The organism is Flagellimonas sp. B-3, from assembly GCF_056857835.1.
On record NZ_JBSXNW010000024.1, the window covers coordinates 1068807 to 1092543 of the forward strand.

Annotated in this window: 22 protein-coding genes; 6 read left to right on the forward strand and 16 right to left on the reverse strand. The window is 41.3% G+C overall.

The genetic code is table 11. The features are described from left to right. Positions 1-27: 27 nt before the first annotated feature. From proC to AC13CS_RS17350, 9 genes are all read right to left on the reverse strand, one after another. Positions 28-822, reverse strand: coding sequence for a pyrroline-5-carboxylate reductase (gene proC / locus AC13CS_RS17310; RefSeq protein ID WP_293165552.1), 795 nt, complete (start codon positions 820-822; stop codon positions 28-30). A gap of 108 nt (positions 823-930) precedes the next feature. Then, positions 931-1905, reverse strand: coding sequence for an N-acetyl-gamma-glutamyl-phosphate reductase (gene argC, locus AC13CS_RS17315; protein WP_482889010.1), 975 nt, complete (start codon positions 1903-1905; stop codon positions 931-933). A gap of 103 nt (positions 1906-2008) precedes the next feature. Next, positions 2009-3196 carry an argininosuccinate synthase gene (gene argG, locus AC13CS_RS17320; RefSeq protein ID WP_482889011.1) on the reverse strand — a complete coding sequence of 396 codons (1188 nt, stop codon included), beginning with the start codon at positions 3194-3196 and terminating at the stop codon, positions 2009-2011. 74 nt (positions 3197-3270) lie between these two features. Then, complete coding sequence (locus AC13CS_RS17325) at positions 3271-3885, reverse strand: GNAT family N-acetyltransferase (RefSeq protein ID WP_482889012.1); 615 nt, start codon at positions 3883-3885, stop codon at positions 3271-3273. 220 nt (positions 3886-4105) lie between these two features. Beyond that, on the reverse strand, positions 4106-5458 hold the full coding sequence (gene mptB, locus AC13CS_RS17330) for a polyprenol phosphomannose-dependent alpha 1,6 mannosyltransferase MptB (RefSeq protein ID WP_482889013.1): 1353 nt from the start codon (positions 5456-5458) through the stop codon (positions 4106-4108). A 9-nt stretch (positions 5459-5467) separates the two neighbouring features. Continuing rightward, on the reverse strand, positions 5468-6952 hold the full coding sequence (locus AC13CS_RS17335) for a cellulose synthase family protein (RefSeq protein ID WP_482889014.1): 1485 nt from the start codon (positions 6950-6952) through the stop codon (positions 5468-5470). Continuing rightward, on the reverse strand, positions 6952-7641 hold the full coding sequence (locus AC13CS_RS17340; RefSeq protein WP_482889015.1) for a glycosyltransferase family 2 protein: 690 nt from the start codon (positions 7639-7641) through the stop codon (positions 6952-6954). The genes AC13CS_RS17335 and AC13CS_RS17340 overlap by 1 nt, the downstream gene beginning before the upstream one ends. Before the next feature lie 78 nt (positions 7642-7719). Further along, positions 7720-9330 (reverse strand): 4Fe-4S binding protein, encoded by a 1611-nt coding sequence (locus AC13CS_RS17345; RefSeq protein ID WP_482889016.1) that lies wholly within the window; start codon positions 9328-9330, stop codon positions 7720-7722. Between the two features lie 52 nt (positions 9331-9382). After that, a complete protein-coding gene (locus AC13CS_RS17350; protein WP_482889017.1) occupies positions 9383-10732 on the reverse strand; it encodes an NAD(P)/FAD-dependent oxidoreductase in 1350 nt (449 codons plus the stop codon). Positions 10733-10860: 128 nt separating this feature from the next. Here AC13CS_RS17350 and AC13CS_RS17355 point away from each other — a divergent pair, with 128 nt between their 5' ends. The 3 genes from AC13CS_RS17355 (at position 10861) to AC13CS_RS17365 (ending at position 13924) form a co-directional block, all read left to right on the forward strand. Beyond that, entirely contained in the window at positions 10861-11874 is a 1014-nt protein-coding gene (locus tag AC13CS_RS17355) for a glycoside hydrolase family 113 (protein WP_482889018.1), read from the forward strand. 99 nt (positions 11875-11973) lie between these two features. Beyond that, positions 11974-12906, forward strand: a complete 933-nt coding sequence (locus AC13CS_RS17360; protein WP_482889019.1) for a hypothetical protein — start codon at positions 11974-11976, stop codon at positions 12904-12906. A 1-nt stretch (position 12907) separates the two neighbouring features. Beyond that, positions 12908-13924, forward strand: a complete 1017-nt coding sequence (locus AC13CS_RS17365; RefSeq protein WP_482889020.1) for an N-acetylmuramoyl-L-alanine amidase family protein — start codon at positions 12908-12910, stop codon at positions 13922-13924. A gap of 64 nt (positions 13925-13988) precedes the next feature. Here AC13CS_RS17365 and AC13CS_RS17370 read toward each other — a convergent pair whose 3' ends face one another. The 4 genes from AC13CS_RS17370 to AC13CS_RS17385 form a co-directional block, all read right to left on the reverse strand. Beyond that, positions 13989-14813 (reverse strand): hypothetical protein, encoded by an 825-nt coding sequence (locus tag AC13CS_RS17370; RefSeq protein ID WP_482889021.1) that lies wholly within the window; start codon positions 14811-14813, stop codon positions 13989-13991. A 515-nt stretch (positions 14814-15328) separates the two neighbouring features. Further along, positions 15329-16294 carry an arsenosugar biosynthesis arsenite methyltransferase ArsM gene (arsM, locus tag AC13CS_RS17375; protein ID WP_482889022.1) on the reverse strand — a complete coding sequence of 322 codons (966 nt, stop codon included), beginning with the start codon at positions 16292-16294 and terminating at the stop codon, positions 15329-15331. Continuing rightward, positions 16291-17106 (reverse strand): purine-nucleoside phosphorylase, encoded by an 816-nt coding sequence (locus AC13CS_RS17380; RefSeq protein ID WP_482889024.1) that lies wholly within the window; start codon positions 17104-17106, stop codon positions 16291-16293. The genes arsM and AC13CS_RS17380 overlap by 4 nt, the downstream gene beginning before the upstream one ends. Then, positions 17103-17717, reverse strand: coding sequence for a TIGR04282 family arsenosugar biosynthesis glycosyltransferase (locus tag AC13CS_RS17385; RefSeq protein ID WP_482889025.1), 615 nt, complete (start codon positions 17715-17717; stop codon positions 17103-17105). Before AC13CS_RS17385 ends, AC13CS_RS17380 begins: the two co-directional genes overlap by 4 nt. Before the next feature lie 190 nt (positions 17718-17907). On the opposite strand from AC13CS_RS17385, the gene AC13CS_RS17390 reads away from it, so the two are divergent. Continuing rightward, entirely contained in the window at positions 17908-19455 is a 1548-nt protein-coding gene (locus AC13CS_RS17390) for a glycoside hydrolase family 32 protein (protein ID WP_482889026.1), read from the forward strand. Between the two features lie 612 nt (positions 19456-20067). Here AC13CS_RS17390 and AC13CS_RS17395 read toward each other — a convergent pair. After that, positions 20068-20295 (reverse strand): hypothetical protein, encoded by a 228-nt coding sequence (locus AC13CS_RS17395; RefSeq protein WP_014032240.1) that lies wholly within the window; start codon positions 20293-20295, stop codon positions 20068-20070. A 306-nt stretch (positions 20296-20601) separates the two neighbouring features. On the opposite strand from AC13CS_RS17395, the gene AC13CS_RS17400 reads away from it, so the two are divergent. Both AC13CS_RS17400 and AC13CS_RS17405 read left to right on the forward strand, forming a co-directional pair. Further along, a complete protein-coding gene (locus AC13CS_RS17400; RefSeq protein WP_482889027.1) occupies positions 20602-20898 on the forward strand; it encodes a hypothetical protein in 297 nt (98 codons plus the stop codon). A gap of 83 nt (positions 20899-20981) precedes the next feature. Next, complete coding sequence (locus AC13CS_RS17405; protein WP_482889028.1) at positions 20982-22505, forward strand: GH3 family acyl-acid amido synthetase; 1524 nt, start codon at positions 20982-20984, stop codon at positions 22503-22505. On the opposite strand, the gene AC13CS_RS17410 is transcribed toward AC13CS_RS17405, so the two are convergent. Next, positions 22500-23132, reverse strand: coding sequence for a hypothetical protein (locus AC13CS_RS17410; RefSeq protein ID WP_293165513.1), 633 nt, complete (start codon positions 23130-23132; stop codon positions 22500-22502). The two genes, AC13CS_RS17405 and AC13CS_RS17410, sit on opposite strands and share 6 nt — an antisense overlap. A 62-nt stretch (positions 23133-23194) precedes the next feature. Further along, on the reverse strand, positions 23195-23659 hold the full coding sequence (locus AC13CS_RS17415; RefSeq protein ID WP_163624839.1) for a hypothetical protein: 465 nt from the start codon (positions 23657-23659) through the stop codon (positions 23195-23197). Positions 23660-23737: the final 78 nt, after the last annotated feature.

Here is a 23737-nt window from a genome sequence, read left to right on the forward strand (position 1 = left end):
TCGATGTGACAGTTCGACCTGACATTTTTATCCCTTTCTGATTTGGCTGATTTTTTCGAATGAGGAAACAATTCCTCTGATCAAAGATGAGCTCAATCCTTGGTGTTCCATTTCGTTCAAGCCCTCAATGGTGCATCCTTTTGGAGTGGTAACCCTGTCTATTTCTTCTTCGGGATGGCTACCGGATTCAATTAATAAACTTGCAGCTCCGTTACAGGTGTGCATAGCCAGTTCTTGGGCTTCCTTGGCATCAAAACCTAATTGAATGGCTCCTTGTGTCGTGGCTCGTATCAATCGCATCCAAAACGCGATTCCGCTGGCGCAAATTACCGTCGCCGCCTGCATTTGATACTCTGGAATTTCCATGGTGTGACCCATCCGGTTAAAGATGGCCTTGGCCAAGTCAACCCGTTTTTTGCCTGGTTCATTGCTACAGATGCACGTCATGGATTTACCCACCGAAATGGCTGTATTGGGCATACTTCGGATAATAAATTTATCTGTACCGATGACTTCCTCAATTTTTGAAATGCTGAAACCCGTAATGGTACTGATCACCACATGCTTTTCGGTGAGCAGGTCTTTGGTTTCTTCCAAAATGGATGCAAAATGCCCCGGTTGCACGGCAAAAACAAGGATGTCCGAATTTTTGACGGCTTCTTGGTTGTCGGAAGTGACGGTTACATTTCCATATTTTTCAAACTCCTGAATGGATTTGGTGTTTCGTTTGGTGAGGTACATGGTGGTGGCCCCATTGCTGTGCAAAATGCCCTTGGCTATGGCCAGTCCTAAATTCCCCGCTCCTATGATGGCTATTTTCATTTGTTGTTTTATTTGTCATTCCCGTGAAAACGGGAATCTATTTTATTTCAAAGTTTATCCCTTCGACCCTGCCTTTGCCGGCAGGCAGGTACGCTCAGGGCACCTATTTTAAAATACTCCTGCTTTTAATAACAAACCTTCAGTTTCAGGGAAACCGAACATCAGATTCATATTTTGCACCGCTTGTCCAGATGCGCCCTTTATTAAATTATCAATGGCCGAGGTCACCAAAAGGAGGTCATCATGCTTGTGCAAATGGATATGGCACTGGTTGGTATTCACCACTTGTTTTAAATGCAAGGCTCCGTCAGAGATATGGGTAAAAGCAGCATCTTTATAAAAATCGTTGTACAACTGCTGAGCTTCTTCCAAAGTGCCATCGTATTTGGTGTAGGCCGTGGCCAAAATTCCTCTCGTAAAATTTCCTCGGTTGGGTAGAAAAAATAATTTCCCTACCGAATTGCCAAAGGAGGCAAGGCTCTCACCGATTTCTCCCAAATGTTGATGGGTGAAAGGTTTGTACCAGGAAACGTTGTTGTTTCTCCAGCTAAAATGCGAAGTAGTGGACAGTCCAACACCTGCTCCGGTACTTCCTGTAACTGCGTTTACGTGGACATCATCACCTAGCAAACCTGCTTTTGCCAAAGGCAATAATGCCAATTGAATCGCAGTGGCAAAACAACCGGGATTGGCGATGGCCTCTGCAACTTGTATGGCAGACTTGTTCAATTCGGGAAGTCCATAAATAAATCGTTGACCATTAAAAATAGCATCGGCCTGTAATCTGAAATCGTTGCTGAGGTCTATGATTTTTGTTGATGCTGAAAACTTGTTCTCGTTCAAAAATGAGGTCGAATTACCGTGTCCCAAGCAAAGAAAAACAACATCCACTTCTGGATTTACCTCACCGGAGAACTTCAATTCCGTCTGTCCCAACAAATCTTGATGAGCGGAAGTAATGGGTTTGCCTGCCCTTGTGGTGCTGTACACAAAGTCGATTTCTGCTTCGGGATGGTTGAGTAGCAGCCTGATCAGCTCTCCTCCTGTGTATCCCGAACCTCCTATGATTCCTACTTTTATCATAATTTTCTTTTTGTCATTCCCGCGAAGGCGGGAATCTTATCCAATTAGGTCTCTCCCTTCGACCCTGCCTGCCGGCAGGCAAGTACGCTCAGGGTGAAGGTCCCTAAACTTTATTGTTTACGTGGTTTGCAATTTTCCCTGAGTTGGACAAAATTTTGATGAATCCTTTGGCTTCATCGGCGGTCCAACCTTTGTTCATTTCTCCGTAACTTCCAAAGGAAGCGTTCATCAAATCGTGTTTGGAAGTGATTCCGTTCAATTCAAATCGGTACGGATGCAAAGTCACGAATACATCGCCTGAAACATGTTTCTGGGTATCGGTCAAAAAGGCTTCAATGTTTCGCATTACCTCGTCCAGATAGTTTCCTTCGTGCAATAGCATCCCATAAAAATTGCCCATTTGCTCTTTTTGGTATTGCTGCCATTTGCTCAAGGTGTGTTTTTCCAACAAATGGTGTGCTTTTATAATGATCAATGGGGCTGCTGCCTCAAAACCGACCCTCCCCTTGATTCCGATAATGGTGTCGCCCACGTGAATATCCCTACCAATGGCATATTTGGATGCTATGGCGGACAATTTTTCGATATTGGCCACTGGCGTGTCGGTCTCACCGTCCAAAGCCACCAATTCCCCATTTTTGAAGGTCAATTTTAATTCTTTGGGCAATTCCTTCTCCAACTGGCTCGGGTAGGCACTTTCGGGCAAGGATAGATTGGAGGTCAAGGTTTCATCACCACCAACCGATGTGCCCCACAAGCCTCTGTTCACAGAATATTTGGCCTTCTCCCAAGAGTAGTCGATACCGTTTTTTTGTAGGTATTCTATTTCCTCTTCTCTGGCCAATTTTTTATCCCTGATTGGAGTTATGATTTTGATTTCAGGTGCCAATATTTGAAAGATCATATCAAATCTAACCTGATCGTTACCTGCGCCAGTACTACCGTGTGCGATGTATTTTGCGCCAATTTTTTTGGCATGGTTTACAATTTCAATGGCCTGTACAATTCGTTCCGCACTTACGGAAAGGGGATAGGTGTTGTTTCGAAGTACATTGCCGAAGATGAGGTATTTTACCACCTTGTCATAAAATGTGGCAACGGCATCGATAGAAGTGTAGGTGGTCGCTCCCAAGGCTAGGGCCTTTTCTTCGATTTCCTCTATTTCAGCTTTGCTGAATCCTCCCGTGTTCACGCTTACGGCGTGTACTTCAAAACCTTCTTCTTGCGATAGGTATTTGGCACAGTATGAAGTATCCAATCCGCCACTATAGGCTATAACTAATTTTTCCATTTTTTTGATTCTTTATGTTGTCACATCGAGCGTAGTCGAGATGTACTGGTTTTATTCTCGCTCGAACTGACGATTTATTTGTCTTTCTTTTTAAGAAAAAGGCTCTCTTTTATGCTTTTTAATCTTTTAAAAGCCTTTTTGTTTATTTTTTCGGGTTGCTGTTTTTGAGCTTTTGGGTCGTGCAGCATTCCAGTGCAGAGGCACATTTTTCTGTCGGTACGTGTTAGAATATCAAAATTCTTACAGGTCTGACAGCCTTTCCAGAATTCGGGGTCATCCGTAAGTTCGGAAAAGGTAACGGGTTTGTAGCCCAGCTCGTAATTCATTTTCATTACGGCAAGGCCCGTAGTGATGCCAAAAATCTTGGCATCGGGGAATTTTTTTCGTGATAGATCAAAAACCGCCTTTTTTATTTTCTTGGCGAGTCCTTGATTTCTGTAATCGGGATGCACGATCAAACCAGAGTTGGCCACAAAGTCCTTGTTTCCCCAGACCTCGATATAGCAAAAACCAGCAAACTTATCCCCATCCAAAGCAATAATGGCGTTTCCGTTTTGGAGGCGTTTTATGATGTACTCGGGCGTACGTCTGGCAATACCTGTACCTCGAACTTTGGCCGATTCGGTAATGGTATCACTAATGATCTGTGCGTATTTAAAATGTGATTCGTTAGCAACAATAATTTCCATTGCAAGCGATTATTCTGTAAAAATTGAAAAAATGTATTTGGAAGTTTTGCGGAAATGGACTCACCTATTTCCAATAGTTATGTTGCACCCTTACGGGCGACGACGGCGGGGAGTAAATGGACTGATGGGAGCAGTGATGCTCAAAGTGGTTAATATGTACAGTTGTCCTTTCATTCTGGGGCTAATGTACAAATTAATTCGAATTACACTAAAGTTGTGATTACTTTTTGAGGAAATATAACTTTTTTGGTCTGCTACCTATCATTTCGTAAATAAAAAAGCCGATTACCAAAATGTATTCAATGGCCAACAACCACAAATTTTCCTTATAGTCGGGGTTGGAGTAGGCATAATAACTTAAAATGATGGTACAGGACCATACCAGTGGAAACCTGTAATCGGTAAAGATGGCAAAGCCTAACAAGAACACCACGTACCACGGATGAACGGTGCTGGAAAGGAAATAGTAACAGGCCAGCGCAAACACCATGGAGGTGATTACACTATCCAATTTTTGGTTTTTCCGAAGGAGAGCGAGCAGTAATACGATAACAACGACCACTTTTTGAATCAAAGAGCCGTAGGAATCTATTAACTCCCAAGGCTTGGCTTGGTAATAGGTTACGCCAATCTTTTTTACCACATTATAAATGCTGGCATTGAACTCAAAGTTGGAGAACCAGAGGCCAACGGTATCGGAATAATTATCGATGAAAACTGGGGAGTAAAACGGGAGTAGCAGGGCAGCACAACCCAAAAGTATCAAAGTGTAAAAAGCAGCACTCTTTTTAAATCCATAGTATTTTATGAAAAGAGGAAGGAACATTAGCGGCATCAGTTTTACCATAATGGATACGGCATAAAGAGGTGTGGCCCACAACCATTTGTTTTTTGCTATAAGATAAAGGGCCCAGACAAAGAAGAAGAGCATTACCCCTTCAAAATGAAGGTTGCCTGTGAGTTCAATGATGACCAGTGGGTTCAAAAAATACCAAAAGGCCAAATGGTTGGCCTTGTTGAGGTTTTGCAATAGCTTTCTTCCAAAATAAAGTACGCCCAAGTCTGCTGCGATTACTGTCAAACGCATGGCAATCATGGAACCCATCACACTTCCTCCACCTAAAATTGATGCGAGTGCAAACAGAACTTGGTTAACTGGCGGATAGTTGCTGTAGTGCCTAGCGTTAAGGGTGCTCATACCTTCATGGAGCTCATTCATGCTGGGAAATGACACCATACCCTTTTCCATAATTTGGTCGGGGGTGAACAAGTAGGGGTTGATACCGTTTTTAATGAGTTCACCATCCCAAATAAAGCGGTAAAAGTCTTGTGAAAGGTTAGGCTCTGCAATCATAAATACCAGTCGAAACAGAATTCCGACAATCAAAAGAAATTTGAAGTTCCATTTTTCGAACTGGATGAGTTTGTAACACAGAAAAAATAGTGCTCCAAAGAGCATGAACAACTTTACAAAGTCGGTACGCACCAAGTTGTAAGCGAAGCTCCAGTAAAATAAAATACAGGCGACAGCAAATAGTATCGGGTATTTGTGCAGTCGCCAATAAGATTGCATAGTGGTGGGTTATGCCTTGGAAGTTATGGATTTAAAGAATACAAAACCAAAACCTAAGAACAACATTAGGTGAAAAGGGAACAATCCGTAGTCGTTCAATGGTATGGCGCTGTACATTCCAAAAAGGAAATAAATCATCAGGGCAAATTCCAAAATCATGTTGGGCGACAATTTGTTGGTCAAATACTTATTGCCCTTCCAAGTGTCCTTAATACTGTTGATGTTGAATTTTGGGGTTCTTACAAACTCACTTCTTTTGCCCAAGTGTCCTTCCAGAACAGCAACGGTATTGTGCAAGGAAAAGCCCAATGCTACGGAGAAAAAGGTAAAGAAGAGTTTAATATAGTCCACAAAATTATCAAAACTACTGCCCTGAATACTTTTATAGGTAAACCAGTAGCAGACAAACAGGATGATGGTACTTAGGATGAAAAAACTTGTTACCTCAAATACCCAACCCAAATGTCCGTAGGTGTTTTTGATGTAGAGCATGGGAATGCTCAGCAAAGCCACGATGAACACGCAAAGGAACATGGAGCTGTTCAACAAGTGCATTACTCCATGGAACTTGGTTTTAAAAGGTATGTTTTTGGCCGTAATGACGCTCCAAACCGTTTTTCTAAAGTTTTCGGCCCCACCTTTGTTCCAGCGGAACTGTTGTGAGCGCGCTGCACTGATTACCACGGGAAGTTCGGCTGGCGTTTCCACGTCTTCCAAATACTTGAACTTCCAGTTTTTCAATTGGGCGCGGTAGCTCAAATCCAAATCTTCTGTAAGGGTATCGCCTTCCCAGTTACCAGCATCAAAAATGCATTCTTTTCTCCAAATACCTGCGGTACCGTTAAAGTTGATAAAGTGTCCTTTCGAATTTCTTCCTACTTGCTCTAGGGTAAAGTGGGCATCCAAAGCAAAGGCCTGAATGCGGGTCAAAGTGGAATAATCTCTGTTGATATGCCCCCAGCGGGTCTGTACCACACCGATTTCTCCATCTTTAAAGTAGGGAACGGTCTTTTTCAGCCAATCGGACTCTGGAAGGAAGTCGGCATCAAAAATGGCAATAAAATCACCTTTGGCTATTTCCAGTCCTTCTTTAAGGGCTCCTGCTTTAAAACCTTGTCTGTTTTCCCGTCTTATATGTTGAATGTCCAATCCCGCTTTTTGAAGCTCTTCGATTCTTCGGGCGGTCTCATTGACAGAATCATCGGTTGAGTCGTCCAATACCTGGATTTCCAATTTACTTTTGGGGTATTCTATTTTGGCGATGTTGTCCAACAAACGTTCCATTACATATTCCTCGTTGTAGATAGGAAGTTGAATGGTGACAAATGGAATTTCTTTGGGATCGAGCAGGTTGAATTTTGGGGCTTCTTCGTTTCGCTTTTTATACCCGAGATAATTGACCAAAAGATTCAGTTGAGCAAGACTATAGAAGAAAATCAAAAGTAAGGCGAAACTATAAATAGCAATGATGATGTAAGCGATAGCGAGTCCCATTATTTTAAACTGTATTTAAAGATCCAACCCAATATTTTTATGCCAGCAAATATAGTACCTTTTACCGTACCTGATACTTTTGATACGCCAATTCTTCGTTTGTAACGTACTGGTACTTCGATATATGACATTTTTTTTCTTAAAACTTTTAATTGCATTTCCACTGTCCAGCCGTAAGTGGTGTCCTGCATTTTTAATTCTTTGAGCTTTTCATATTTTATCGCCCTGAAAGGTCCCAAATCCGTAAATTTCGACCTAAAAAACAATCGCATTAGGAATGTGGCCAATTTGTTCCCAAAAACCTGCTGTGGGGTCATTGATCCCGGATCGCGAAGTGATTTTTTTCGCGCTCCGACCACAAAATCGATGTCATTTTCCAAAATTGGGGCGACAATCTTATCCAATTCCTCTGGATAATCAGAATAATCTCCGTCGATAAATACGATAATGTCGGGTGTTTTGGATCGTTCGGATATATAATTTAATCCCTTTAAGCAAGCGAACCCATAGCCCTTGCGGTTTTCGGTGATTACGGTTGCTCCCGCTTTTTTAGCATTTGCCACGGTATCGTCCTGGGAACCATTGTCCACAACCACGATTTCAGATACGTGATCGGGGATTTCTGAAACCACCAGGCCAATGGAATCTCCTTCGTTGATTGCTGGGATAATGACTTTGATATCCGCCATTGGCTGGGAATCAATTTTAGTTAATGGTTGGCAAACTTAAAATTTTCCTTGGATTTCACTTTCAATAAGAAGGATAATTTACTTTTTGTTCACCAATGTCATCAGGTCTACATCGTTACCCAGTAATACTTGGTTGCTATCTATTCTACCCTCCAAAGGACCATTTTCCAATTTGAGGACGCCTCTTGGACAAACAGCCGAGCAAATACCGCAGCCAACACAACTGGCCCTTACAATGTTCTCTCCTTTTTGGGCATAGGCGCGTACATCGATGCCCATTTCGCAATAGGTAGAACAGTTTCCACATGAAATGCATTGTCCACCATTGGTTGTAATCCTGAATCGGGAGAACAATTTTTGCTGAAAACCGAGGATGGCGGCCATAGGACAACCAAATCGGCACCAGACCCTGCTTCCGAAGATGGGGTAGAAGCCCGTTCCAATAACTCCTGAAAATATACTGCCGATTAAAAAGGAGTACGATTTACGAAGCGTACCCGATTTGAAAAGGAAAACTTCGCCATCGCCACTAAAAAAGTGAAATCCGATCAGGGCAATGATGATTACAAAGTAACCAATGGCTCCGTATTGTGCATCTTTTTGAAGCTGATCTCGTTTAAAAATCATGGCCCATCCAAAAACTAAAGTAAGTAACACGGCTACACCAATTAAGAAAGTGCTCTTCGTCAACCAATATTTGCTGGTGTCGGTTCCCAAATAGGAATAGATGACTGCAGTGGTCATCAAGGTTACAAAAACAACTACACTGTGCACCACCCAGCGTTCCACTTTCCAGGCAAATGTGGACTTGTCACTCAATTGCCTAAAGGAATCCCCGGCCGTTTCGGCCAATCCGCCACAGCCGCAAACCCAAGAACAATACCATCTTTTACCGTATTTATAAGTGAGAATTGGAGTGATAACGAAGATGGATAGGATGGCAAAAATCAACAAGGCAAAACCTATTTCACCAGAACTTAAAAACATTTTGATGCGGTACCCTTCAAAATTATAATAGTTGAGCGGCCAAATATTTTTCAAGTCAAAATAAGGGAGGCTTCCACCGTTCAAAACTTCATGTCCATTTAAACGGGCCATCAATTCTGGGATAATGAACGCGAAGGCAGTTTGAAAAAACATTACACTCCAAGTGCGCAGTCTCTCGTATCGGTTGTGACGGTATTTCCAAAGGAACTTTATGCCAAAAGCTAAAATGGCAACTGTGTAGAGGGTTCCGTAAACAAACCATTGACTGGCAGGATTACCGCTCAAAAATTTGCTAAGGGGGTCAAAAAGGGCAATGACTCCTTTGTTGTCTCCATCACTTACCAAACCCAGATATTCAGGATAAAAATAGAGCACAATGTAAAAACCTGTCAAGGCCAAACCAGCTACCCAACCCCATAAACCGCGACTGGAAATGGATTTGAACCAAACGCCATCGTTTTTAATTCCTGGGAGCTTGTTGGAGTAGGCGTCCCACGAAAACCAAATGGTTCCTAGTGCAATGGCTGAAAGCGATAGTGTTAACCACAAACTTTTGTTCGGAAAGTTTAGGTTGAAAACGGCCAATAACAGAATGCCCAATCCTGACAATCCCAAAAGGGTAGCGATTTTTTGGTTGATGCTCAAGCTTTTTGGTGGTTCCCCGGTCAGGGCCATACTTGGACTATGTGATTGATTGTTCATAGTTTGTTGTTCCTTTGTGCTGATTTAAACTTTTTATTAAAACGTAAACCAATCAACCCAATTGGAAAATGCGTTTTAGGTTTTTCTTTTTCAGTTTGATGGATTTTCCAAAATCGGTATTGTACTTCGACACAATTTGAGATTCAAAATTTTTATAAAATTCCGGATCAAAATTAGCATCTACGAGATGCTCCATTACATAATCGACATTTCTTTTTTCGTTGAGCCAACGGTCAAAAACTTCGTGCCGTAAACGGATACCAAAGGTGTTGATGCCCAAAAGTGTTTCGGAATCTCTATCAAAAGCGATGGTGATACAAATTTTTTCGTTGGGATGTCTCCAGTGAAAATGCACTTCCGATTCTTTTTTATTTTTTTCAGGAAACACCCAACCGTAGGTTTGGTATTCGATATCCAGAAACTTGGCCGAGTTGAACCAGTGCCCAGGATTGTACTCCATTCGGTTCCCGCAGATGGTCTGGGCAAGGGTTTCTCCCATCATCCGGCCTGTGTACCATACGGCTTCAATGGGTCGGCGGTTGCCAATGGCTTCGTGCTGTTCGGCACAGTCTCCAATGGCATACACATCTTTTACGTTGGTTTCCAGATAACGATTTACTTTAACACCACGGTCGAGTTCAATCCCGGAATCGTGTAAAAAATCAATGTTAGGGGTAACTCCTGCGGTCAATCCAACTAGACTGCACTCGATTTCTTCCTTCGTTTCTTCAATCACAACAGATTTTACCCTTCCGTTTTCATCTGCAACAATTTCTTTGAGAGAGGCACCCAAACGCAGGTCGATATGATGTTCCCGAATATGCTCGTTGATCATTTCAGATTCACCTTGGGGAAGCACTCCGTTCCAAAAACTGGTTTCGCGTACCAAAAAAGTAACTGGAATATCACGTGTTCGAAGCATTTCAGCCAATTCAATGCCAATTAGGCCCCCTCCGACAATTACAGCGCGTTTACATACTTTATTGTTGGGGGCGTTTACTTCCAAAAGCTCCAAGTCTTGTTTGGAGTAAAGACCTTGGACCCCGTCCAACTCTTGACCGGGCCATCCAAATTTGTTGGGTTTGGAGCCTGTAGCAATGATTAGTTTATCGTAGTTGAGGTCTGGTGAACCATCAATCTGCAACTTTTTTTCTTGGGTATTGATCTCGGTGACGTATCCCTTCACCAAATCAACCCTGTTCTTCTTCCAAAAGTGGTTTTCGTAGGGTTGGGTATGCTCAAACTTCATATGGCCCATATACACATACATCAAAGCTGTTCTTGAAAAAAAGTATTCGGATTCAGCAGAAACGATGGTGATTTTTTTATCGGATAACTTTCGGATATGCCTAGCGGCTGTGACCCCAGCAATTCCGTTTCCAATAATAACAATATGTTGCATAGGATTGGTTTGATTATTTTATGTGTCGAGTCTTACGGGAATAACTTAACAGTGAAATGAAATTTAATAAGAATTTGGCAGCTAAATGATGTTTTAAAATTATTATTTTAGAGGGTTTCACAATTCTTATGAAGAAGGTAGTTCTATTATGGGTCTTTATTTTTGCTTCTTGCAGTAGTGGCAAATTAGCCAAAGTCAACGGTGTCAGTTTTGTGTCGTCCCGGGAAGAAGTGGCGCAACACCACATAGATCCTGTCCTTAATATCCAAGCTAATTATGCGGCCATTATGCCTTTTGGCTTTATTCGTGATTTGGATTCGCCCGAGTTGGTTTTTGACTCGGACCACCAATGGTACGGGGAGCGGAGGGAAGGAGCCAAGCAGTATATTGAAAAAATGCATCAAAACGGGGTAAACGTGATGGTAAAGCCCCAAATCTGGATCCACAGGGGTGAATTTACAGGTAATATGAAGATGCCTACGGAGGAGGATTGGAAGAAACTCGAAGCATCATACAAAAAATTTATCTTGCTATATGCTGCATTGGCCGAAGAAACACAGAGTGATATTTTTTGCATAGGAACGGAGTTGAAAACCTTTGTGAATGAACGACCTGGGTTTTGGAACAACCTTATTAAAAAAGTAAAAAGCGTGTATCACGGTCAGCTTACCTATGCAGCCAATTGGGACGAATATGCAAAGACGCCGTTTTGGTCGGAGTTGGATTATATTGGTGTGAACGCCTATTTTCCCTTGTGCGAAAAACAGAATCCCACAATTGAAACACTTACAGAGGGTTGGCAGCCTTGGAAGACCAAAATGCGCGAACTCGCAAAACAAGAGGATAGGCCCATTTTATTCACGGAATTTGGGTATCGCAGCATGGATTTTACGGGCAAAAAGCCATGGTTGGTGGATCGTAACGAGATGAACGTGAATCTTAAGGCACAGGCAGATGCCACGCAGGTACTTTTTGATGAGTTCTGGAACGAAGATTGGTTTGCCGGAGGTTTTGTCTGGAAATGGTTTATGCAGCACGATCAAGTTGGAGGCCATGAGGACAATCGTTTTACCCCGCAGAACAAACCTGCAGAATCGGTAATTAGAAGACAATATGCCCAAGTGAAGAGATCAAGTTCATAGTTTGTTGATTATTTTGTGGGAATTTTTATCTTAAATCGTAACCAACCTTAGTGTTTTTTCACCATATTTGTAGCACATCCCACCCAAAAACATACAGTAATGAAATCAAGATTGACCCTTCTTTTTTGGGTATGGGCCTGTACATTCATTTTTGCACAAAAAAGCGACTTCTACAATGTGGTGGCAGAACAAGGGGATGGTATTTTTTCCTTGCTTCGCAAACAAGGATTGGATCCTGCCAAACACTACGGAGAATTTCTGGAACTCAATTCCGACAAGATAAAAAAAGGAAGTGCGCTAAAACTGGGTGAGGCATACAAAATTCCCTATGCCGATGATTCTTTTAAGAAAACCGGAGTGGTGGTCGAAGCCATGGCAGATGCGGAAGAACCGATTTTTGATAAGGAACTTGCCCAAATGTCCCTTAAAAGTGATAAACTCAAGGATGCCGTTTATTATTTGATTACTGAAAACAGTACGGATAAGGACAAAAGTTTCGCAAAGGATGTTAGCCAACGCTTGGCGGCAGAGTTAATGATGCATGGTGCACAGGTCTACATAATGGGAGAAGATACTCCCAACGATGTGCTGGAAGATACTGCATCCGAAAACAACCCAATGGGCAACTACATCAAAGTAATCAACAAACGTTACTTGCAGAACACAGGTAAATATCAACGCGTGCTTATTATTCGTTCCAAAAATATTACGGAAAGCAGCAACATGAGCGTGGCCGTTTATCATTACAACAAAAGCACCCAAGGGCAACGTTTTGCACAAAACCTTCAAAATGTGTTTAAGGAAAAAAGTATTTCCAGTAGATCTTCCAATGAAGCCAGCCTGATTTTCGAAGATTTGAATAGTTTGTATTTGGCAAGAAACATGCTGCCGGCCATTAGTTTACTTACTATTGAAAGTGGTTCCAATACATCGGCCAGCAAAATTTCCCTCAAACCCAACAAAAAAGAATTTGCCAACTTAATCAGTGATGGCATCATGAATGATTACGTTGATTTAGAATTTGAGAATTAACATGAAACCTTTTCAGTTTACTTTTTTACTTATCCTTTTGCTTCAAGGAGCAATATGGGCCCAAGAGGAATTCCCAAAAGTTGTTGCACAAGAAGGAGATGGCATCTATTCACTTTTGCGGAGACATGGCGTGAGCCCAACAAAGCATTACAACAAGTTTGTGACGTTGAACGCAGAAGATTTGGGGGAGGATGAATCGTTGTTTATGGGACGTTCCTATGTGTTGCCGGATACTTTGGCAACGAAGAAGGTGGAGGAGATTGATCACGGAATTACTTACCCCATTTTTGGGGATGATTTTAAAAAAGTTGATGCTGTAAGCAAACGCTTGGACAATACGATCTATTATTTAATTTCAGGACACGGTGGGCCAGACCCGGGCGCTGTGGAAAAGTACCGTGGCAAATTAATTTCCGAAGATGAGTACGCATACGATGTAACACTTAGATTGGCCCGAGAACTATTGTCACACGGCGCAGAAGTGCACATTATTGTGCAAGATGAAAATGATGGTATCAGGGATGAAAGGCTTCTTGAGCTGGATACGGACGAAACAGTGCTATCCAACAGTATTCCTCTAGATCAACTAGAACGTTTAAAGCAGCGTAGCGAGGCGGTCAATAGGCTGTACCTGAAGAATTCGGGGAAATATCAACGCTTATTGGTTACCCATGTGGATAGTAGGGGCGAGGGTGCCAATATTGATGTGTTCTTTTACCATCATGAAAAAAGCAAGAACGGTAAAAAACTGGCTGGGAGTATCCACCAGACCTTTTTGAGGAAGTACAAAAAATTTCAGCCCAATCGATTGTACAATGGTACTTTTATGGAACGTAGCAGTTTATACGTTGTAAAAAATACGCTTCCGGCCATGGCTTATATCGAGATAGGGAACATTAGGAGCAAAAAGGACCAGCGTAGGATCCTGGACCCAGATAACAGGCAGGCTTTGGCCAATTGGATTTCCGAAGGAATTCTATTGGATTATGAATCTTCAAACGAAGCTGTTTCCAAATAATGCATCAACAACACCAGCCATCGATGTAATTGTTCATCTTGAAGCATCTTTATGATCTTTGTGTTCAAAACATTTCTTCATTGAATGTGTAGGGGGCGCCTTTAGGCATTGGAATGCCATGTTTGCTGAAAACCCAGCATTTATTTTTTTGGATCGTATCTTTATTGCACAGATACGGATTGTCTTTTATTCCTTTTAGAAAGGAATCTATTGTCTTGGTTCTTTCTGAATGACTCAAAATTTCTTCATGGATATCACGTCGACTTATTGGGCTTCCCAAAGAAAATTTACTTTGCAATTCTTGGGAAGGTGTTTGTTCAATTAGGCATTTATAGGTGATTTCATTAGCAGGGGAAAGGCTTGATATTTTGTCCGTGGTCTCGTGTAACCAACTGTGAAAAGTGGTTGCAAGTTCTTTTCCAATTGTCGACTCCAACCTATTCTTTTTGTTTTTGAACATTCCTGTCTCTAAAACATTGTAGCACCAATTTGATATATCATGTAGTTGTTGATACCCAATCATGCCCTCGATCAACTTTCTAAAATGATGCTGAATACTCAAAAAAGCTTTGCTTGGAGGTGAGTCCCATACTGGGTCAGATGGTTTTGGCCAATTATCAATTTGAAATGGAGCCAAATAAGATGGATGTACCGAACATGCCCACATTGCTTCCACCAGCCGTTCACTTTCAAAGTCATGATGTGCATCAATACGCCAGATTACCCATTCGGACATGGCTGCTGCAAGTGCGATTACCCCTCTAGGCGATAATTTCAAAGATTTTCTTGCCAAAACAGCATCTATTGGTAATCTTTTGAGAGGAAGGTCTTTAAAATGAACAGGTAGTTCATTTAAATTTAATTTTTTTATGTGGGCAGGAGGCACCATACTTCCAATCTTTTTAAAAATTGATTCTTTAAAAGAGTTTCGAGGTATGATTTATTGATGATGAACTCATTTAAACTTTTTCAATTGGCTAAAAAATTGCCCTTTTGCACCCATTTTTTGCCTTTCCTGCCTGCCGGCAGGTTATCCTTCCGTAGCGCTGCTATGCAACTCGAAAAAGCCTTCAACTGGGCACAAATTGACTAATTTTCGCTTCAATCCTAAAAGTTTAAATGAGTTCAATCCGTAAAAAAACAGATTGTTGTTCAAATTTAATGCAAATGAAGAACTAATATAAATATACGTTAAGCATTTTGATACTATTCTGCTTAAGAAAATTCTTTTCCCGATACAATTTTCTTTGGTTTTGACTTTAGTTTATCCTGAGCATAGTCGAAGGGCTCAACCACCAAAAACCAATCGAAATGACGAATTTCCACTAAAATGCACAACAGGTAATATAAATGTAAATAGAAAAAACAATAGCTACTCACCGTTCTCAGAATAGTGATGGAGGTTTAACAACACCCACCTCCATTATAATGCCAAGTACTTTCACTAACATGGATTTCATCTGAAGCATTGGCCAAGGCCCCTGCGGTTTTATCGCATACCGCCAAAGGTTGGTTTTGGAGCAGCACATGGCCCTTTCCGTCATCAAAATATTCCTTATTACCGTAGTAGATGGCCGTTTTTCCCGTGAACATGCACGGACCATCTTCTGGCATGGGGTCTTTAATGGCGGCTATCTCAATGGATTCAATATGGATGAGCTCGTCGGTGGGGTAGTGGTTGGGCGATAATACCCTGTACGACCTTCTGCCCCTGATTTCTATAGTGCCAAACCCGGCATCGGTCAAAACCTTTACGTAATCTTTTAATGGAATGCTTCCGCTGAGACATTGCGCTCTTAATCTATCATCGTTTCTCAGTTCTTCGCTCATGGGTTGCTCGCAAATGGGGTCGCTCATCACCAATCTTCCATGTGGCTTCAATACGCGGTACATTTCGGAAACCGCTTTTTTCAGGTCTTCTATCTTAAAAATATTAAAGAGGCAGTTTTGTGCGGCCACGTCAATACTTTCATCTTCCACGGGCAGGTTTAAGGCATCTCCTTTTACCAAGTTTACATACTCACTGTTGAACCAACTGTTCTCGGCTTCGGCTATTTTGAAGTTTTTTCTAGAAGCTTCCAGCATTTCATCCACGGAATCCACTCCGGTAACCCCACCTTTTTGTCTGGAAAAATAGGAGAATTGGAGCAGTTCCATTCCACCACCTACACCTACGTAAAGAATTTTGGGATTGTTTACCAAGTCCTGGGCAGATACCGTGCTGCCACAACCATAGTTCATTTCTTGCATGATTTTGGGTATGGAAAGCCCTGGAAATTGCCATATTGGGTTTGTGGTGCAGCATAGCCATACATCTGGAGTTAGGGCTGCTTCTTTATACAGGTCTTGGGTCGCTTCTAAATAGCTCATAGTTCTTTGATTAATTCTTTAAACAGCTTGATCATTTTAGGCTCCGTTTGCCCGGCAATCTCCAAAATCTCCTGAACATCAACAGGTTCCAAGTTATTTGGATCACATTCATCGGTTAAAACGGAAACCGCTACAATAGGTAGTCGTAAATGATTGGCCACAATTACTTCGGGAACGGTGCTCATGCCAACGGCATCGGCTCCCATAATTTTAAGCATGCGGTATTCGGCCTTGGTTTCCAGTTGCGGGCCTACTACCGAAGCGTACACCCCTTTTTGCAAGGAAATATTTTCTCGGGATGCTATGGCCTCAATTTTTTTACGCATTTCCACGTCGTAGGGTTCGCTCATATCCACAAATCGGTTGCCGAATTCAGATACATTTTTGAACGCCAACGGAGATCCGCCTTGCAGGTTAATGTGGTCTTCGATCAACATAATATCCCCTTTTTTAAAGTCGAGGTTAATGGCTCCCGCGGCATTGGACACAAAAAGATTTTTTATGCCCAACTGGTGCATCACTCTAATGGGATAGGTGATATCCAAAAAATCGTAGCCTTCGTATAAATGGAAACGCCCCTGCATTACCACTGCTTTTTTGCCCTCTATGGTTCCGTAGATGAGTTTACCTGTGTGGAACTCAACCGTTGCCAAAGGAAAATAGGGTATGTGGTTGTAATGGGCTTCGATGGGATCTTCAATGCTATCTATGAGCTGTCCTAGACCGGTTCCTAGTACAATACCTATTTCCGGGGTCTCAAACCCTCGTTTTTTTAAATATTCAACCGATTCGTCAACTTGTTTTAGTGTCATTCGCTTATATGTTTTAAAAATGGCTCAAAGGCCTCAATATCTTTAATGTCTTCGTAGTGATCAACGTCATTTTTTTCGTCCAAAAGGGCAACTTTTTCTGATTTTAAATCCGATAGGGTATCGGAAAGAACGGTATCCGTACCCCAAGTTTTGTTTTGGAACAGTTCTACCTTCAAAGATTTCATTCCCAAAAGATAATATCCGCCATCTTCGGCAGGCCCCACAACATAGTTGTGATTTTTAAATTTTGAGAAAGCCTCTTCCAAATCGGACTGGTTTAGGTGGAACATGTCGCTTCCAATAACAATGATGTTTTCAAAACCGGCATGGAATCCTTCCCTAAAGGCGTTCATCATGCGTTCGCCCAAATCTTTTCCTTTCTGAAGCTTTTTTTGGTACAGCTTGTTGTCCCAAATGTCATCTTCCCAAATACTTTCGGAATAATACACCCATTTTTCAACTTTTAAATCCTTGGTGAACGATACGGTTTTGTCCAACAAAAACTTGTAAATATCCAAAGCCGCTTTGTCGCCTACCTTGGCCGCCAAGCGGGTCTTACATTTACCAATTTCGGGGTTTCGGGTCAGGATTAAAAGTAGGTTTTTGCTCAACTTATTTAGATTTAGTTGGGGTTTGCAAAACGCTGTTTAAAGATAGGTAGATTTTTGGTTTCATTCCTTTCATGAAAGGGGGAATTATTTTTTTGAACGTAGCGTTGTTTGTCATTCAAAATGGTGTATGAAGCATATAAGGCGGGAGATATAATTTGTTTATCTTGAAAAAGAATTTTAATCCAAGGTGATGTTAAGACTAATTATTAGCTGTATAGTGGTGGCTGCACTTGTCTCTTGCAAGGAAAAAAGGGAAGAAGTGGCAAATCAAACGGAAAAAGAATCATGGTACAAGGAGGAATATCGTCCGCAATTCCACTTTTCACCAAAGGAAAAATGGATGAACGACCCCAATGGTTTGGTCTTTAACCAAGGGGTTTACCATCTTTTTTACCAATATTACCCAGAGGATATTGTTTGGGGGCCCATGCATTGGGGACACGCGGTAAGTGAGGACTTGGTACATTGGAAGCACAAGCCCATTGCGCTTTACCCGGATGAACACGGCTATATTTTTTCCGGAAGTGCAGTTGTGGACAAGAAAAACACATCGGGCTTTGGAGAAAACGGGGAAGCACCTTTGGTGGCCATTTTTACATACCATTCCAAGGAAGGAGAAGAGGCAGGTAGAATGGATTTTCAAACACAGGGTGTTGCTTATAGTTTGGACAATGGGGATACTTGGAATAAATATGAAGGCAATCCTATAATACCGAATGATGGCATTAAAGATTTTAGGGACCCCAAAGTATTTTGGCACGAGTCGTCACAAAGTTGGATTTTGACCTTGGTTGCCGGTGATCATGCCAAATTTTATACATCTAAAAACTTAAAGGATTGGGACTATTTGAGCGATTTTGGTAAATCGCAGGGGGCTCATGGCGGGGTATGGGAATGTCCTGATCTTTTTCCATTGCAAGTAGATGGTTCCGAAGAAGAAAAGTGGGTGCTGATCATAAGTATAAACCCCGGAGCGCCCAATGGCGGTAGTGGAACCCAATATTTTGTTGGGAATTTTGATGGTAAGGTCTTTACTTCCGATCAAAAAAAGCCTAAATGGTTGGACCATGGCACGGATAATTATGCAGGGGTAACCTATAACAATGTTCCAGGAAACAGTCGATTTTTTATTGGTTGGATGAGCAACTGGAACTATGCCCAGGACACCCCGACCAAAAAATGGCGAAGCGCAATGACGGTACCCCGAAAATTGTCGTTGCACAAAGTTGCGGATGATTACTTTTTGGCCAATTACCCAATTGACAAAATAAGTGATTTGACCAGTTCAACACTGGTCAATGAGGTTGAGGTAGCGGCCAATACATCGGATACCTTGCAGGTAGAAGGGCTTAATCAATCAGAGATTCGGCTTAGGACGGCCGCTAAAAAGTTCAAGCTATTATTTAAAAATGAATTGGATGAGGTACTTGTATTGAGCATGGACTCCGAGAACTGGATTTTTTCGGTAGATAGGGCCTTATCGGGTAAGGTTGATTTTCAGGAAGACTTTGGAGCCAAAAAGCATGTAGCACCTTTAAACGGTATAGCGGGAGATGTAAAAGAGTTCAAAATATTAATGGATTGGTCGTCCATGGAGTTGTTTGTGGACAAGGGGATGCTTGCCATGACTGAACAAATATTTCCAACAAGCCCTTACAATACCTTAATTGTTGTAAATGAGGATAAACAGGCTCCCATTGCAATTGAATCCATAAAGAAGATGGAATCGATTTGGTAAGGATAAACGATATTGGTTCCTTTACAAGGAAATAGTATATGTCCAGCTCTAGTTATTGTAAGGGATGTGAGCAACTTAAAAGAACGAGTAAAACTGGAATTTGGCACTCCTTTCAAGAATGGAATAGAAAAAAGGGGCGCCTGAATAGGCCCCCCATGAAGACACATTACTAACTATACTGGGTATTTTGATTGATGTGCTAGTGTTTATATAGCTAACTAATGTAAAGGTAGATACTGCTTAAAAGTGAGTAGACGGATAGTGCAATTACAACATACCAAAAAAGGTATCCTAGCTTTGCTTCTATAGTGTTCATTTTTCTGAGTGTTTATTTAGTTGAGTTAAAACTACACTCCTAAATTATCTAAAACACAACCAACTGCAATCCATATTTTTATTGGTTGCAGTAATTAAGACATAATTGGTCGCAAAACTTATGTAAATGGAAAAAGTGTTCCGTATGGGATAGGAATTACCTAGCAAATAAGGATTTATTTGCTGAAATTCAGTTGTTTACGATTTTAGGGAAAGAGGGAGAGCAAAAGTTTTGGGAAGGATATTTGTTTTTGGAAGTACAAATATCCTTCCACAAAAGGATTATAATTATAGTAATTAAACCAAAGGAGAACCTTTAAGTCGTTTTTCTATTTTACGCTTCTTAGCTGTAATGTTCTTCATGGTTTCCATTAATTTGGAATCCTTGGTTTTCTTGTAGATCTCGTTAATGGAAAGAATTAAGCTCTTTGCTTCCCTTGAGGCCTTAACCCTATCGCTGGTAGACATGTGGCTCATGGGCCTTTTTTCAAACTCTTCCGCCTTTTCTAGTAACTCGTGGGTCATTTTTTGTTTTTAAAATTATTCGTAATCGGCTAAATATAAGAGTTAGTTTGATATTTTTTGCCTATGGAACCATTTGATTTTCATATTTATGAAAAGATTAAGAAGTTGAATCCAATAAGTCCTATTGAAATCTAAAAAAATAACGGAATTGGGTTAATCTCACTTCTATCTGGTTGATAATCTGTCCATCCTCTAATTGTAAGTCAAATTTGGGAAAAGGTGTTTCGTGCTATTTTCAATGTTAAATTAATGTAACTTAAACATAAAGTAAATATTATTTGGGCTATTTTTGTATAAAAACGAGGCTTGAAAATTATCTGGAAAAAAGTAGCGGGCAAAAGTAAATTGAACCATCTGCATATTGTTAATTTGGAATATGCTGTACGGCTACAAGTTGTAAGAATCCTGATCAATGAGGCAGAACACCTTATGGATTATCTTTCCTTGGTCGTAATTGAGGTCAACTCATCCAGTGGGCATGTTTGTGTACACGAAGAAACTCCAGAGCCTCTTTTTTCCAAAATTGCCAATAACTTTGTGCAGCCCGAAACCCAAAAAGCTTCCAGATTATCGCCATCCTTGGAGACAACAATAAATCTTTAAGATCATTTAAGTCAATCTAAAAATGGATTGAGTAAACCGGATTGCAGCTATGTAGGTAAATTTGATCCTGTAAGTTACCCAATATGGCAATCATAGGAAATATTATAAAAGGCGTTATCGAAGCACGAGATGCCCTCAGCAAGGCAACAAGCCCGGTCGAGGAGCAGCAAAAAGTTTTGAAAGAATTGTTGGACAAGGCCAAGGATACGCAGTTTGGCAAGCAATATGATTTTGCTTCCATATTAAAATCCGATGCCCCCCAAAAGACTTTTGCCGAAGCTGTACCCTATCACGATTATAAGAAGATCACCGAGGAATGGTGGAACAAGACCATTGAGGGCGAAGCTGACATTACCTGGCCGGGCAGTCCTGATTTTTTTGCACTATCATCCGGTACCACGGGAAAAAAACCCAAAAGAATACCCGTTACCAAAGATATGTTGGATTCCATTACCCGGGCAGGCAGGCACCAAGTGTTTGCCATGAGCAATTTTGATATGCCTGCGGATTTTTTCGAGAAGGAAATCATGATGTTGGGGAGTTCCACCAACCTACAGGAGCGCGACGGTAAAAAGGAGGGTGAAATTAGCGGAATAAGTGCCAGTAACATTCCGTTTTGGTTTAAAAAATACTATAAACCCGGAGATGAAATCGCCAAAATAGACGATTGGGACGAGCGTGTCCTCTCCATAGCCAAAAATGCCAAAAATTGGGATATTGGTGCGCTTAGCGGAATTCCTTCTTGGATGGAGCTAATGCTCAAAAAGGTTATAGATTATCATAATGTGGACAACATTCACGAGATATGGCCCAATTTACAGGCCTACACCTCCGGAGGGGTAGCTTTTGATCCTTACGAGAAAAGTTTTAATGCCTTGTTGGATCATCCCATACAAATTATTGATACCTATTTGGCTTCCGAAGGATTCTTTGCCTGCCAAAATCGTCCGGGGACCTCGGCGATGAAACTCATAACAGATAATGGTATCTATTTTGAGTTTGTACCGTTTAACCCGCAATATGTGAATCAAGATGGCTCCCTAACGGATGATGCACCCTCTATTGCGTTGGATGAGGTGGAAGAAGATGTGGATTACGTTCTGATCATATCCACCGTATCTGGAGCATGGCGGTACATTATTGGCGACACCATTGCCTTTACTGATGTGGAACGTGCTGAAATAAAAATTACAGGGCGCACCAAGTTTTTTTTGAATACCGTAGGTTCTCAACTTTCGGTAAACAAGTTGAATGATGCCGTGAAACATTTGGAAGAAGAACTGAATATCAAGATTCCCGAATATACCCTTTGCGCCAAACGTTTTGATGATGGTTTTTACCACTCCTGGTATTTGGGGTCCGATAAAAGTTTGGATGAAGAAAAAACAGCAACTGTTTTGGACAACTACCTAAAAGAAGCCAATAAAAACTATAAAGTGGCCCGAAGCAAAGCTTTGGAAGGTGTAAAAGTGAATTTTGTGCCCCAACAAATGTTCGCCGATTGGAACGGGGCAAACAAGAAAAAGGGCGGTCAGGTAAAAATGGAACGGGTAATGGGGGAGGATCGCTTTAAGGAATGGGAGGATTTTGTATCCCAACAATCATAAGAAGTTGTCTTTAATGGAGTCTTGCTCCTTTACCATTTCCATAATTTCATCAGGAGAGAGGTAATATTGTTTTATCCTTGTTTTGTAGGTTTCATCAATTTGGGAATGGTTAAGAATAAACCGTTTGGTCTTCAAAATATATTCGGACATACCCCGAGATACCGCAAACGAATCCGCAGCACGTTCCGCTTTTTTAACAAATTCCTTCAAAAGCACATAGCGAATCCCAAAACCAATAAGGTTAAGGTTGCTCCGCTGTTGGTAGTCCATAACATGACCGAGTTCGTGGCCTATCCATCCAATTAAAACATCTTTGGGAACATCTGCCGTTTTAAACTCTTCCCCGGATATTTTAAACTTTTCACTGATTAAAATTACATAGCTGCGCTTGTTTTTGGATTTAAGAAGGCCGCTCCACGTGGGTTGGGCCTGCATCACCGATTTTTTAATGCTTTTTTTAAACTTGAATTTAATGGGAATGCCCTTAAGTTCTGGAAAATGCTGCAATGCAATTTCAACCTCTTGCTTTATACTGTTGGGGATTGTGTTTTTGGGTTCTTTCAAAATTACGATTACTAAAAATACGGCTATGGGTAGTAGAAAAAGTAGCTTTAGTTTTCTTTTCAAGGTTAAAGGGTTAAAAAAAGGGCAAATCATGATTTGCCCTTATACATGTGATTATATGTTGTTTAGAACTGATATCGGAGTCCAAGTGCTATATCCAAGTCGAGGTCATCGGAATAATTGTCGTTAAAACCTAGTTCAGGTCTCATATCCAGCGAAATGAGCAATGGGATTTCAAAATCATACTCAATACCAATATCACCGGCGACAAGGGCAAAAACGCCATCGTTATCGCCTGCATCAAAAGACCCTACACCGCCACCGGCACCAACATACCAGTTAAAACCTCCGTCAATTGGCATTACCCATTGATAAAGACCTACCAATTTAAATGCATCCACGTTGTTAGAATCCCTCCAACCAAGGTCAAACTCCAATCTGTTGTTTTCCTTAAGATAGCGTTGATAGGAGATTTCCCCTCCAAATCCGTCGTTGTCGCCTACTCTTATACCCAATGCGTTTTTTGATATGCTCTGGGCACTTACGGTTGTTGCTCCAATTAAAAATAGTATTAAAAATAGATTCTTCATGATTGTTTTATTTTGATACAAAGATAGTTTTGTACTGGGGTTGACTTATCTCTATTGAATCAATGATTGATGCAAATA

What these genes read in the sequence shown, in the direction of transcription:
- proC (WP_293165552.1), bottom strand. Translation starts at nt 822, where the DNA reads ATGAAAATAGCCATCATAGGAGCGGGGAATTTAGGACTGGCCATAGCC.
- argC (WP_482889010.1), bottom strand. Translation starts at nt 1,905, where the DNA reads ATGATAAAAGTAGGAATCATAGGAGGTTCGGGATACACAGGAGGAGAG.
- argG (WP_482889011.1), bottom strand. Translation starts at nt 3,196, where the DNA reads ATGGAAAAATTAGTTATAGCCTATAGTGGCGGATTGGATACTTCATAC.
- AC13CS_RS17325 (WP_482889012.1), bottom strand. Translation starts at nt 3,885, where the DNA reads ATGGAAATTATTGTTGCTAACGAATCACATTTTAAATACGCACAGATC.
- mptB (WP_482889013.1), bottom strand. Translation starts at nt 5,458, where the DNA reads ATGCAATCTTATTGGCGACTGCACAAATACCCGATACTATTTGCTGTC.
- AC13CS_RS17335 (WP_482889014.1), bottom strand. Translation starts at nt 6,952, where the DNA reads ATGGGACTCGCTATCGCTTACATCATCATTGCTATTTATAGTTTCGCC.
- AC13CS_RS17340 (WP_482889015.1), bottom strand. Translation starts at nt 7,641, where the DNA reads ATGGCGGATATCAAAGTCATTATCCCAGCAATCAACGAAGGAGATTCC.
- AC13CS_RS17345 (WP_482889016.1), bottom strand. Translation starts at nt 9,330, where the DNA reads ATGAACAATCAATCACATAGTCCAAGTATGGCCCTGACCGGGGAACCA.
- AC13CS_RS17350 (WP_482889017.1), bottom strand. Translation starts at nt 10,732, where the DNA reads ATGCAACATATTGTTATTATTGGAAACGGAATTGCTGGGGTCACAGCC.
- AC13CS_RS17355 (WP_482889018.1), top strand. Translation starts at nt 10,861, where the DNA reads ATGAAGAAGGTAGTTCTATTATGGGTCTTTATTTTTGCTTCTTGCAGT.
- AC13CS_RS17360 (WP_482889019.1), top strand. Translation starts at nt 11,974, where the DNA reads ATGAAATCAAGATTGACCCTTCTTTTTTGGGTATGGGCCTGTACATTC.
- AC13CS_RS17365 (WP_482889020.1), top strand. Translation starts at nt 12,908, where the DNA reads ATGAAACCTTTTCAGTTTACTTTTTTACTTATCCTTTTGCTTCAAGGA.
- AC13CS_RS17370 (WP_482889021.1), bottom strand. Translation starts at nt 14,813, where the DNA reads ATGGTGCCTCCTGCCCACATAAAAAAATTAAATTTAAATGAACTACCT.
- arsM (WP_482889022.1), bottom strand. Translation starts at nt 16,294, where the DNA reads ATGAGCTATTTAGAAGCGACCCAAGACCTGTATAAAGAAGCAGCCCTA.
- AC13CS_RS17380 (WP_482889024.1), bottom strand. Translation starts at nt 17,106, where the DNA reads ATGACACTAAAACAAGTTGACGAATCGGTTGAATATTTAAAAAAACGA.
- AC13CS_RS17390 (WP_482889026.1), top strand. Translation starts at nt 17,908, where the DNA reads ATGTTAAGACTAATTATTAGCTGTATAGTGGTGGCTGCACTTGTCTCT.
- AC13CS_RS17395 (WP_014032240.1), bottom strand. Translation starts at nt 20,295, where the DNA reads ATGACCCACGAGTTACTAGAAAAGGCGGAAGAGTTTGAAAAAAGGCCC.
- AC13CS_RS17405 (WP_482889028.1), top strand. Translation starts at nt 20,982, where the DNA reads ATGGCAATCATAGGAAATATTATAAAAGGCGTTATCGAAGCACGAGAT.
- AC13CS_RS17415 (WP_163624839.1), bottom strand. Translation starts at nt 23,659, where the DNA reads ATGAAGAATCTATTTTTAATACTATTTTTAATTGGAGCAACAACCGTA.